An 11519-nucleotide genomic window follows, 5' to 3' on the forward strand; every position below is an offset into this window, starting at 1 on the left:
ACAATGGGTGAGGTTTCCAGGCTCCTGGCCGATTATGGGCCTGCCTTCTGGCAGGCCCTCTTGCTGACATGGAAGCTCACGGTGGTGTCCTTTGTGCCCGGGGTCATGCTGGGTACGGTCGTCGCGGTGCTTAGGCTTATGCCATTGCCGCCGTTGCGCTTGGCACTGACCGTCTACGTCGAGATCTTCCGCAATATTCCCAGCGTAGCGCTGCTGATCTTTATCGTTTTCGCGCTACCCGATCTCAACATCGTGATCGACTATGAGCCTAGCGTGATACTGACGCTGACGCTGGTCTGCTCCGCATTCACGGCGGATTACCTGCGCTCGGGTATCAACACCATTCCCGGCAGCCAGATTGAGGCAGCACTCAGCCTGGGCATGCGGCCGCTGCAGATTGTTTCTGCCGTGGTCTTGCCGCAGGCACTGCGCTCGGTGGTGCAGCCGATGACTTCGCTGCTGATTGCATTGATGCTGTCGACCTCTCTGGCGTCGCAGTTGCCGTTTCCAGGCCGGGAGCTCACCGCGCTCGTATCCAAGATCGCCAACGACTCGGCGCTCGGCATTGCCGCGTTCGCAGTGGCTGCCACCATGTATGTGGTGACAGGCCTGCTCATCGCCTGGGCCGGCGCAGCTCTGGAAAAGAAAGTGCGGATACTGCGATGAGCCGCTCTCTGGAGGACATTCTGTTTGCTGCGCCAGGCCCCCAGGCCCGGGCCGTCACCAACGCGGTGAGCGCGATCGCCGCAGCCGTGCTGCTTTTGCTGGCGGTGGCCATCGTGTTCCGCTTCCATTCGGCAGGGCAGCTCGATGCCCCGTATTGGGAATTCTTTGCCTGGCCGACGACCTGGAGCTTTCTTGCCAAAGGTCTGCTCGGCACGCTGGCATCGTCGGCGATGGCCGCCGTCATTGCTCTGGCCCTCGGGCTGTTGCTGCTGCTGGGGCGGCTGTCGCGGCTGAGGCTGATGCGTTGGCCCAGCATTGCTGTCATCGAGTTCCTGCGCGGCACGCCGACGCTGCTGCTCATCTATGTTTGCTTTCTGGTGCTGCCATCGGTCGGGATCAAGCTGAGCACCTATTGGATGCTGACCTTGCCCATAGGCCTGAGTACCGCAGCCGTGGTTGCCGAGGTATACCGCGCGGGCGTGCTAGCCGTTCCGCGCGGCCAGACCGACGCCGCGCGAAGCCTGGGGTTGACCGAAGTCCAGGTCTTTTTCTTCGTCGTTTTTCCTCAGGCCCTTCGCTACATCGTTCCGGCACTGGTTGCGCAACTGGTCATCGTGGTCAAGGACACCACCTTCGGCTATGTCGTCACCTATGGTGAGCTCATGCAGAACGCCAAGGTGCTGATAGCGAACTACCACTCGCTGGTGCCTGTGTACCTGGTTGTGGCGGCGCTTTACTGCCTTGTGAACTATGCGATTTCAAAGGCGAGCCAGCGACTAGGTAGGCCCATGCATTGACCGCTCTCGGGTGGTTCGCGGGCGGCTGGTACGGCGCTCTGTCATCCGCAGACGGGGCAATTGCATGACAATGCGGTGTCGCGGCGTTTCCTCCGACCGTTCAAGCGGGTGTGAATGCATAGTCGGATGCGTGCAAGCCATCCGAATCATGCTCACGTTGATGCTCGATGCGAGCGGCTCGCTCTCGAACACGGGCTGTGTTCGGTGCCGGCGTTGGCGAGAGGCTGGAACGAACTTTGTGGAAGCGATCGACATCCGTTGAAATCATGGCTGCTGACTCTTCTTTTTCTCAGATACAGGCCGGAGCAGGGGCTGCAAGCCCCGAGGGCCGCTTGCTCTTTTCCCGTATGGTCAAGCAGGTACGGCTGCGTCAGCTGCAGCTTTTGCTGGCTTTGCAGCAATGCGGCTCGGTCATGCAGGCGGCAGTGGAGCTGAGCATGAGCCAGTCAGCGGCTACCCAGGCCCTGGCCGAGCTGGAGCGGGTGCTGGACATCAAGCTGTTCGAGCGCCATGCACGCGGCATGCGGCCCACAGTGGCAGGCCAGGCCTTGATCGATGCGGCACGCAGCATGCTGGTGGGATTGCAGGAAGTGTCCGAATCGCTGGCCTCCATCCGTCGCGGGGCTTCGGCAGCGTTACGCCTCGGGGCCATTCCGGCAGCTGCGCTTTCGGTGCTCTCACAGCTGCTGCCACGCTTTTACGAGGCACACCCGCAGGTCTATGTGGATGTGCATGAGGATGCCAGCGCCCCTTTGCTGTCGCAGCTCATGGCTTCCGGTCTCGATGTGGTGTTCTGTCGCCAGCCCCAGCTTTTGCCGGTGGAGTTTTCCTTCGAGCCGCTGCTGCTGGATGCTGCCGTGGTGATTGCGGATGCTGATCATCCGCTGGTCGGGCGGCGCGATGTGCCGCTGCCTGCCTTGAGGGGCGCACGCTGGGTGCTGCCGAGCTTCGGCATCGCAGTGCGCAATATCGTGGAGACCGAGGTGCTGCCCGTGCTGGAGGATGCCTCCTGGTTTCCGGCCTCCACGGTGTCCCTGCCCGTGCTCGAGGGCCTGCTCACCCAGCCTGGGGCCGTATCACTGGTGCCCCGCAGCATTCTGCCGGGACTGCGTTCCCAGGGGCGTGTGCGTGCGCTGGATGTGCGTATGGAGGGCGGTTTGCCGCCGTTGGGCGCGGTGTATCGCACAGACCATGCGCCAGCGCTGCTGCAGGAGATGCTCAGGCTCTGGCATCGGCTCGAGCTGCCTCATGCAGCAGTACCTGCGTCCGCATAGGCTGGCATCGGCAAGCAAGCTGAACACCCTAGGCCATCGAGTCCTTGATGAAGTGACGCACACCGTACGGTGATCCGGTGTGCCCGCCAGGCGACGGATGCGCCTGGGCGACCTTGGGTCAGGGGGCTGCGACCCTGCGCAGCAGGTAGATGTCCATGATCCAGCCGTTTTGCTCACGGGCCTGGGCGCGCCTGCTGGTGATGTCTGGCGCGATGTCGCAAAGCCGGCCATGCATGAGCAATTGCTGGGGCATGCCGAGATAGGCGCCCCAGTAGATGTCGACATCGGTGTCTTTCAGCTGTTCATAGCTGCGTTGACCATCCAGCATCACGACCAGGGTGTTCACCCCGGATGGCCAGCCGTTTTCGCGCAGCTGGCGACCGGTGGTGATCAGAAAGGGCTCGCCGATCTCATTGAGGGCAATGCCGTGGGCACTGCACAGCACCTGCATGGAAGTGATGCCAGGCACGACGCATACCTGTTCGCGGGCCAGGCCCAGACGCGAGGCAATGCGCAACGTGCTGTCGTAGAGGGCCGGGTCGCCCCAGACAAGCAGGGCCACGCGTCCCGAACGGGCAGGCAGGCGGTCCTGAAGACTGGCTTGCCAGCGCCGGGCAATGGCCTCATGCCATTCGTCCACCTGCTGGTCGTAGTCCGATCCCTGCTGACGGCGTTGCGGCATGTCGAAGTGAGCAATTCGGCGCTCTTCCACGGCCAGGCTTTGCAGCAGCGACAGGCGGACCTGGGCCAGCTCTGCCTTGCTGTCCTCCTTGTGTGGCAAGAGAACCAGGTCGGCGCTGCGAATCGCTTTCTCTGCTTCTCGGGTGAGGTGATCGGGGTTGCCGGTGCCGATGCCGATCAGGAACAGCTCCAGCATCAGGCGCCCTCGCTTCCGCGAGGGAAGCGCGGTTCGTCGCCGCGCGGCCGGTAGCGGCGATCGTAGTCATTGGCATAGAGTCGGCTGTTGCCGAAATCCTGCTGATTCAGGGTGGCCCCGACCAGAATCAGTGCGCTGCGCTGCAGCGGATTCGATTGAGCGGCGCTGGCGATATCTCCCACGCGGGTGCGCAGCAGCTGCTCGTCCGGCCATGAGGCGCGCCAGACAATGGCTGCAGGGCAATCCGGGCCGTAATGGCTGGTGAGTTCCTGCTGCACCTGCTCGGCCACATGGACCGACAGATGAATCGCCAGCACGGCGCCGGTCGCCGCGAAGGCGACCAGGGTTTCGCCGTCGGGCATGCTCGACGCCCGGCCCGAGGTACGTGTCAGCACCACCGATTGGCAGGAGCCGGGCAGTGTCAGCTCGGCCTCCAGCGCAGCGGCTGCGGCACTGAAAGAGGGGACACCGGGAGTGACGGTGTAGGGGATGTTCAGCTCACGCAGGGCGCGCAACTGCTCACCCATGGCAGACCAGATGCTCAGGTCGCCGGAATGCAGGCGGGCGACATCCAGCCCTTGTTCGTGTGCGGTCTGGATTTCGGCCACGATGTCTTCCAGCGACATGGGGGCGGTGTTGACGAGACGGGCTCCGGCAGGGCAGTGTGCCAGCAGCTCGCTGGGTACCAGCGAGCCTGCGTACAGGCACACAGGTGAGGCGGCCAGCAGATCACGCCCGCGAACGGTGATGAGGTCGGCCGCACCGGGGCCGGCTCCGATGAAATGAACGGTCAAGGCAAAACTCCAGGGATAAATGGTGTGGGCAGCGGCAAGCCGGCAATCGCCAGCGTCGCACGTCGGTCTGCCGAAACGGTGCGCAGCACCAGCAGCCGGCTATGGGCCAGGACGGCGCCGGCGTGCAGGGCCAGGGCTTCTGCAACGCTGCCCGTGGCAAAGCGCTGCTGCAATCTTGCGGAATGGGATGGTGTGTCGATATGCGCAATCGCGCTTTCGGCACAGCTCTTCCAGTCGATATGGTCAGGAATCTGGCTGGCCCAATCCTGCAGGGCGCGCGCCGCTGAGGTCTGGCTCCTGGTGGCCAGCAGGGCAAAGGTCCAGCGGCAGGGCGCTGAATCCGTGCCCCCAAGTATCTGGCAGGCCTGGCTCCAGCAGCTTTCGAATGATTGAGGCAGAGCACCGGCTTGAAAGCCCCAGCCCGCGAACAGATGTCTCATTGGCTGCTCCAGACCCACTGCACCAGGGGGCGGGCCGGGGACCAGGAATGCATGCTGCCCAGGCTCTGTGCTTCGCTCCATTGCAACTGATACAGCTGGCCGCCGTGTGTGCGGTGCAGTTCCAGCAGCAGCGCCTGGGTGTGCAGTGCCACGGCATTCACCACCAGCCGCCAAGGCCCGGAAAGGCGCATGCATAGGGCATTGAACAGCTCGGCGCTGAAGCCTCCGCCGACAAAGACGGCCTGCGGCTCTGGCTGCAGACGGGGCAGGGCTGCCAGGGCGTGGTCATGAACCACTTCGATCGCTGCCGCATAGCGCTGCGCGTTCTGCGCAATATTGGCCGCACGCGCGGCATGCTGCTCCACGCAGATGGCCTGGCCGCCAGCCAGACACCACTCGACAGCGACCGAGCCCGAGCCCGCACCCAGATCCCAGAGCCACTCGCCCTGGCGCGGAGCCAGCGCAGCCAGCGTCATGGCGCGCACCGGGCTTTTGGTGATCTGCCCGTCATGTGCAAACTCACCGATGGGTCTGCCTGGTACCCGGGACAGACCTTTATCGCCGCGCGCTTCGAAAGCCGCAGTCACAGGGGCCTTGGCCGGCTGGGTTGCCAGCAGGGCGGCCAGCTCGCGCACCGTGCCGCTGCGTATGTCCTGCTGATCGCTGCCTGCCTGCTCCACCAGCCACAGAGGGCTGTCGCCCCAGCCCTGCTGCAGCAGCCATTGAGCCAGAGTGTGAACGGCCGGGCCATCGCGCAACAGGCAGATAAAGCGCTCTTGAGGCGCCAGCAGAGGCGTCAGGCTGCTCAGGCTGCGAGCATGCAGGCCCAGGCAGTGGGTGCGCTCCTGGGACCAGCCCAGCTCGCCTGCAACCCAGGAAAATGTCGAGGGTTGAGGGTAATTGCGCCACTCACCCAACTCCAGGTGCCTGGCCAGCGATGCCCCGGCACCGAAGTGAAACGGATCGCCGGACACCAGCACGGCCACGCCTTGCTGTCCGCGCAGTTGCAGCACGGGCCCGACGCTGAAGGGGATCGGCCAGGCTCTGCCACGCGCTCCTGCTTGCGCCAGGGCCAGATGACGCGGACTGCCGAACACAACACTGGCATCATCCAGGGCTTGTCGCGCTGCGGGGCTCAGGCCTTCCAGCCCTGACGGATGAATTCCGATAATTGAAAGCCACGGATTGGCCATGACCCAAGTTCTCCTGTTAGGCGGCACTTTCGATGCCTATATCTTGTCCACGCTGCTGCATGAGGCCGGGGTGCAAGCCATCTATTCCTATGCCGGGGCCACCCAGACGCGTCGTACTCCGGCCTTGCCCGTGCGTGTGGGCGGTTTTGGCGGCGTGCAGGGGCTGGTCGATTACCTGAGTGCGCATCACATCACCCATGTCATCGACGCCACCCACCCATTCGCCGCACAGATGAGTGCCAATGCCATCGCGGCCTGCGCCCAACTGGATCTGCCCTTGCTGTCCATGGAGCGGCCAGCCTGGCAGGCGCAGCCTGGCGACCAATGGCAGCATGTGCCGGATATGGCGGCTGCCGCACAGGTCTTGAGTCGGTCTTTGAAGCGAGTGTTTCTGGCCATAGGACGCAAGCAGCTGGCGGCGTTTGCAGGCCTTGACGATCAGCACCAGTTTGTGCTGCGCGTCATCGACCAGGAGGGCGGTGCCTTGCCTTTGCCTGCATCCAGCTATGAGCTGATCGTTGCGCGCGGTCCGTTTCGGCTCGCCGACGAACTGGCGCTGCTCGGGCAGTACCGCATCGACTGCATCGTCAGCAAGAACGCCGGTGGCGCAGATACCTATGCCAAGATCGAGGCCGCGCGGCAGCTGGGCATTCCGGTCATCATGGTCGACAGGCCGGTGCTGGCGCCGCGTACCCAGTGCCAAAGCCCGCAGCAGGCCATGGAGTGGTTGCGCCGGCAGCGCTGCTGAGCACTTGAGCCCGGCAAGGCCTTGCGTGCGTTCAAGCATGGTCTGTCACGGCAGAGGTAGCGCTGCTGCCGGCCTCATAGCTGCGCGGGGTGTAGACATGCTTGCCCACCTGGCGGGTCTGGCTGTTGCCCACGATCACCACCGTGCGCATATCGGCCATATCGGCCCGTGCATCCAGCAGCTTCACGACCAGCAGTGTCTCATCGGGGCGGCTGACGTTGCGGGCAAAGCAGATCAGGCGCTCGGGCTCGCACTCCTGCTGCAGCACCTGCAGGGCGCGTGAGAAGCCATCGGGGCGCGAGCGCGAGCAGGGGTTGTAGAACGCCATGGCGAAATCGGCCTGGGCGGCCAGACGGATGCGGCGCTCGATGATGCTGGCGGGCTTGAGGTTGTCGGACAGATTGATGGTGCAGAAGTCATGTCCCAAGGGGGCGCCCAGGCGGGCTGCTGCTGCCAGCATGGCGGTGATGCCCGGCTGCACCTGCACGTCCACGCCTTGCCAGCGGGCATGCTCCTCGGGGCTGGCCTGTTCCAGCGTCTCGAACACGGCACTGGCCATGGCGAACACGCCCGGGTCGCCCGACGAGAGCATCAGCACCTTGCGGCCCTGGGCTGCAAGATTCAAGGCGTTGCGCGCACGCTCCAGCTCCTCACGGTTATCGCTGGCATGCAGTTGCAGGTGCTCCAGGCCCTGCAGCCGCGCCACATAGGGAAAGTAGCCGAATGCATCGCTGGCGCTGGCGATGCTGTCGCGTACCTGCTGCGTCAGCAGTGCATCATCGCCCGGGCCCAGGCCCAGCACCAAGAGTTGTGGAGGCATTGTGGTCGTGCTCATGACAGCGCATTCACATGTCATTGGCCGGGCGGCGGCCCTGGCCGTGCACGACGATGATGGCGAAGTAAGGGCAGCGCTCGGGCGCATCGTGCAGCGGCATGACCTGCTGATCGCTCATGGTGCCGTTGATGACCAGCCAGGCTCGCTCCAGCTTGCCTTGCTCGCTCAGCAGCGCACGGATGCGGCCCAGATGCCGTCCCACCTTCATGATGACCAGCGCGTCCGAGCGCGCCATATGCTCGCGCAGCGGCGTATCGGGCAGGGTCGCGGGCAGCACGCTCATCACATCGTCACCCCAGGTCATGGGAATGCCGGTGGCATGCCAGCAGCCCACCATGCCGGGTATGCCGGGCAGCACTTCCACTGTCACCTGCGCCGCCTGGCGCAGACGCACATAGAGGTGCATGAAGGAGCCGTAGAAGAATGGATCGCCTTCGCAAAGCACGATCACATCCTCGCTGCGCGTCAGCTGTGTCAGCCGGGACTGCCAGTCCTGATAGAAGCTGGACAGCTGGGCGATATAGCGCGGGTCGTCGTGTGGGATCTCCGTGGTCAGCGGGTACTCCATCGGGTACTCCGTGACCTCGGCATGCAGCAGGCCGTTGACCAGTTGCCGCGCCTTGCCCGGGTGACCGCGTTTGCGGAAGTAGGCCACATGGCGGGCGTTCCTCAGCAGGCGGTCGGCCTTCACGCTCATCATGTCGGGATCGCCGGGACCCAGTCCCACGCAGAAGATTTTTCCGTGATTCATGGTGACTCTTCCTACTCCACCGTGGTTGCCAGCGCGTTGATGGCGGCAACCGTGATGGCAGAGCCGCCGAGGCGTCCTTGCACGATGGCAAACGGAATCTGTCCCCATTCGCGCAGAGCGTCCTTGGACTCCGCAGCTCCCACAAAGCCGACCGGGCAGCCGATGATGGCCGCCGGGCGCGGACAGCCCGGGTCCTGCAGCATATGGAGCAGATGAAACAGGGCCGTCGGCGCATTGCCGATGGCGACCACGGCGCCGTCCAGATGCTCGCGCCACAGCTCCAGTGCTGCGGCGCTGCGGGTGTTGCCCATGTCGGCTGCCAGCGCTGGCACACGCGGGTCCTGCAGGGTGCAGATGATGGGGTTCTGGGCCGACAGGCGCTTGCGCGTGATGCCCTCGCTGACCATGCGTGCATCGCAGAGCACGGGTGCTCCGCGCTGCAGTGCGGCTTCCGCCGCTTCGGCAAAGGTCGGGGAGAAATGGATATGTGCGGCCAGCTCCACCATGCCGGCTGCGTGAATCATGCGACAGGCGACCCGCTCTTCCACGGGGTTGAAGCGCTTGAGATCGGCCTCTCGGCGGATGATGCTGAAGGATTGCCGGTAAATCTCTTCACCGCACTTTTCATAGTTGTAGGTCATTGAGTTGTTGCTGTATATCGTGAGGATCGGAGTTCAGAGGCCGATAGGGAATGGATGCCCTGGCAGACGGTTGTGCTTCGGCGGGGCTGGCGTGCAGCCATATCTGGCCCGTTGTGTCCTGGCTGGCAAACACCACACTTGTCGCATCGGCAGGCAGGGCACAGAGCTTGGCGCAGCCGCTGATATGAAGATGCCGGTCCGCCGCCTGTGAGCTGGCGAATTGCAAGGCCATGGGCTGGGCCGGGATATGGGCCTGAGGGCAGTTGGGGGCTCCGGTGCAGGCCGAAACCCGCAGGCGCACATCCGCGGACTGGCTGATCCAGTCCCTGGCATCGAGCCGGGCAGGCAGAGAATCCAGGTGCTTGTTCGGCAGAAGCAAGGATTTCCAGGGCGTGACCCGGATCTCCGCTTGTTCGGGCATGAGAGCCGCCAGCTTCTGTATGGCCCATGCGTCCAGGCGTCCCAACGGGGCGCCGAGCAGCAGGCCGTGAGGGTTGGGCGCTCCGGGCCGCAACGACCTGGCAGCGTTCCTGTCCAGAGCCCGGGGCTCAAGGTGATGACTGGCCTTGGCGAGTCCGCAGACCTGAAGGTCGATGGGCTTGGCAAGGCCGCGCAATCGGCCTGCCGCCTGCGAGCTGCGCTCACGGGCAAACCACAGGGCAATCTGTATGGCTGCCTGCACGGCAGCCGGTGCAGTCTCAAAGCCATACCAGTCATCCGATTGGCCCAGGGCAAGCCCATAGCCTCCATCGGCGCAGGCCCATAGCTGAAGGTCGGAGCTCAGGCTTCGGAGATGACACTGCGGATCGTCAACCAGCATGTCGAATTTGCCGGGCAGGGCCGGCATGTTCTGCTGTTGCAGGGCCAGGGGACTGAGATCACGCGCCGTTGCCACGGAAAGCGCCAGAGCCAGTGCATGGGTGCGATCTCCTCTTGTATAGAACGGAGTGCAATGCACGGCAGGAGCCAGATCTGCCTGTTCATCGGCTGGGGCCAGTCTCGAGACAACGAGCGCTGCGCGCAAGGCAGGCAGGGCCGATTCGTGCACGCCGCGCAATTGCAGATTGCCGAGGCGGGTCAGCTCGATCTGGCCCGAGGCATGGGTTCGTGCGAGGTCGGCCAGTACCAGCCACTGAGCGGCGGTTAGAGATGCGCAGCGAGGGCGTACGCGCACAATCCAGCCGTCCTGTGCCTGCATGGGCTTCCAGGTGCTGGGACACCAGCCGCGAATCTGGATGGTCTCAGGGCTGGACAAGCGCTGCTCCAGGCGATGAGGCCAGAGCACGGCCGGCCCGCTGGGACAAATCTGACTGGCAAATTCCATGCAACATAGGTCATCCACGGTCGGTTTGGCCGATACCCGGGCCAGACAAACAAAATGTGCAGAGGGAAATGAAGAGGTGATGAGCCGCACGCAGGCGCTGGCATATCACAAGCCACATGCAACCCCGCTGCGCCTTGTACACACCAGGCCGGTCTCCGGACTTACAGAGCCCACCTGAGGGTGGCATGTCGATGCGCCTTCCCGCTTTCGCAGTGGCGGCCATGGCCGTGGGCCAGAGCGTGCATCTCCATATCTCTGATTACCGTTGCGGGTGCAGTGCAGGATTGGTGGGAACTCCATTCACCTGCTTCTCGTTTCACCTCCGCGTGCCAAAGCACGCCATGAGGCACCTGTGGTGGCGCGATCTTACGCGATAACCTGGTGCACACGGCCGAACTCATCGGCCTGGCAGCAGCTTTCCTGCCGCTTGTGCGGCGACCGGATATCGATAGGGCGGGCAGGGGGCGGCGTGATGTCCTGCCAGATGATTATCAAAATAGATAGCTATTAACGCTTTCCTGTTAAGCGGTAGATGCCTTTTCTTAGCTAAATTTCAGCGGCAGTCGCAAGGTATCCGGCCAGACCTTTGCCAACCGCTCGGCACCGCCAAACAGACGCTTGCTCTGGACCGCAGCGGTTTCACAGTCCACCAGAACCTGTGCCACGGCAGGAGCAGGCCAGCGCTCCAACTGCAGCACATCGGGGCTGCGGAAGTCGCTGATCAGCCACAGGCAGGATGGTTGCCGGGAGTATCTGGCCGCCATCTGCCAGCCAGCCTGCAGGGCCTGGGCCAGCGGCGTGCCGCCACCGCCGCGCAGCGGCTCGATCAGATCGGCATTCCAGCGTGGCGCCCGCGTGGGCTCCAGCAGCCAGTGCAGCCTGCCTGCGCCGAAGCAGAGCAGGGCCACGGATTCGCGCTGCAGATAGGCCCGGCGCAGCCACTGCAGCAGCAGGCCCTTGGCCTGGGCGAATGCGCCGCTCTCCACCATGGAGGCCGAGCAGTCCAGCAGAAACAGGTGTTGCCTGCGTACAGCTCCCTCGGGCTGGCGCCAGCGCAGATGTGCGTGTACCAGTGGCTGGCCCTGACGCTGGCGCAGGGTGGCTGTCCAGTCAATCGATGCCCCTGGCATCTTGTGGACGCCGGGTGCGGCATGGCTGGCCAAGGCCAGGCCATGGTTT

13 protein-coding genes and 1 riboswitch are annotated in these 11519 nt (G+C 64.2%); of the genes, 4 read left to right on the plus strand and 9 right to left on the minus strand.

The genetic code is table 11. The annotated features are described in order from the left end of the window. The first annotated feature begins 3 nt into the window (after positions 1-3). From JAO85_RS01445 to JAO85_RS01455, 3 genes are all read left to right on the plus strand, one after another. The gene (locus tag JAO85_RS01445) at positions 4-666 is read left to right on the plus strand and encodes an amino acid ABC transporter permease (protein ID WP_003063004.1); all 663 of its coding nucleotides are present in this window, start codon (positions 4-6) and stop codon (positions 664-666) included. Next, on the plus strand, positions 663-1463 hold the full coding sequence (locus JAO85_RS01450; RefSeq protein ID WP_012837972.1) for an amino acid ABC transporter permease: 801 nt from the start codon (positions 663-665) through the stop codon (positions 1461-1463). Before JAO85_RS01445 ends, JAO85_RS01450 begins: the two co-directional genes overlap by 4 nt. A gap of 266 nt (positions 1464-1729) precedes the next feature. Then, positions 1730-2737, plus strand: coding sequence for a LysR family transcriptional regulator (locus JAO85_RS01455; RefSeq protein ID WP_054074035.1), 1008 nt, complete (start codon positions 1730-1732; stop codon positions 2735-2737). Positions 2738-2855: 118 nt separating this feature from the next. Here JAO85_RS01455 and cobF read toward each other — a convergent pair whose 3' ends face one another. From cobF to cbiT, 4 genes are read right to left on the minus strand one after another with little or no spacing between them, the layout of a single operon-like run. Continuing rightward, the gene (gene cobF / locus JAO85_RS01460) at positions 2856-3614 is read right to left on the minus strand and encodes a precorrin-6A synthase (deacetylating) (RefSeq protein WP_202787280.1); all 759 of its coding nucleotides are present in this window, start codon (positions 3612-3614) and stop codon (positions 2856-2858) included. Next, a complete protein-coding gene (cobM, locus tag JAO85_RS01465) occupies positions 3614-4408 on the minus strand; it encodes a precorrin-4 C(11)-methyltransferase (protein ID WP_202787281.1) in 795 nt (264 codons plus the stop codon). Before cobM ends, cobF begins: the two co-directional genes overlap by 1 nt. After that, positions 4405-4848 carry a cobalamin biosynthesis protein gene (locus JAO85_RS01470; protein WP_202787282.1) on the minus strand — a complete coding sequence of 148 codons (444 nt, stop codon included), beginning with the start codon at positions 4846-4848 and terminating at the stop codon, positions 4405-4407. The genes cobM and JAO85_RS01470 overlap by 4 nt, the downstream gene beginning before the upstream one ends. Next, positions 4845-6041 (minus strand): precorrin-6Y C5,15-methyltransferase (decarboxylating) subunit CbiT, encoded by a 1197-nt coding sequence (cbiT, locus tag JAO85_RS01475; RefSeq protein WP_202787283.1) that lies wholly within the window; start codon positions 6039-6041, stop codon positions 4845-4847. Before cbiT ends, JAO85_RS01470 begins: the two co-directional genes overlap by 4 nt. Here cbiT and JAO85_RS01480 point away from each other — a divergent pair. Then, positions 6034-6789 (plus strand): cobalt-precorrin-6A reductase, encoded by a 756-nt coding sequence (locus JAO85_RS01480; protein WP_202787284.1) that lies wholly within the window; start codon positions 6034-6036, stop codon positions 6787-6789. The two genes, cbiT and JAO85_RS01480, sit on opposite strands and share 8 nt — an antisense overlap. A 31-nt stretch (positions 6790-6820) precedes the next feature. On the opposite strand, the gene cobJ is transcribed toward JAO85_RS01480, so the two are convergent. The 5 genes from cobJ to JAO85_RS01505 all read right to left on the minus strand — a co-directional run bounded on the left by cobJ (position 6821) and on the right by JAO85_RS01505 (position 11503). Then, positions 6821-7609, minus strand: a complete 789-nt coding sequence (gene cobJ / locus JAO85_RS01485) for a precorrin-3B C(17)-methyltransferase (protein ID WP_202787504.1) — start codon at positions 7607-7609, stop codon at positions 6821-6823. Positions 7610-7634: 25 nt separating this feature from the next. Continuing rightward, positions 7635-8375, minus strand: a complete 741-nt coding sequence (gene cobI, locus JAO85_RS01490) for a precorrin-2 C(20)-methyltransferase (RefSeq protein ID WP_202787285.1) — start codon at positions 8373-8375, stop codon at positions 7635-7637. A gap of 11 nt (positions 8376-8386) precedes the next feature. Continuing rightward, a complete protein-coding gene (locus JAO85_RS01495; protein WP_202787286.1) occupies positions 8387-9016 on the minus strand; it encodes a precorrin-8X methylmutase in 630 nt (209 codons plus the stop codon). Beyond that, the gene (locus JAO85_RS01500) at positions 9000-10340 is read right to left on the minus strand and encodes a nitrite reductase (protein WP_202787287.1); all 1341 of its coding nucleotides are present in this window, start codon (positions 10338-10340) and stop codon (positions 9000-9002) included. The genes JAO85_RS01495 and JAO85_RS01500 overlap by 17 nt, the downstream gene beginning before the upstream one ends. Before the next feature lie 128 nt (positions 10341-10468). Beyond that, positions 10469-10709: riboswitch (cobalamin riboswitch) on the minus strand. A 173-nt stretch (positions 10710-10882) separates the two neighbouring features. Then, a complete protein-coding gene (locus JAO85_RS01505) occupies positions 10883-11503 on the minus strand; it encodes a VWA domain-containing protein (RefSeq protein ID WP_237734655.1) in 621 nt (206 codons plus the stop codon). Positions 11504-11519 lie beyond the last annotated feature (16 nt).

It is taken from the genome of Comamonas sp. NyZ500 (assembly GCF_016772095.1).
In the GTDB taxonomy this organism is placed as follows: Bacteria; Pseudomonadota; Gammaproteobacteria; order Burkholderiales; family Burkholderiaceae_C; genus Comamonas; species Comamonas thiooxydans.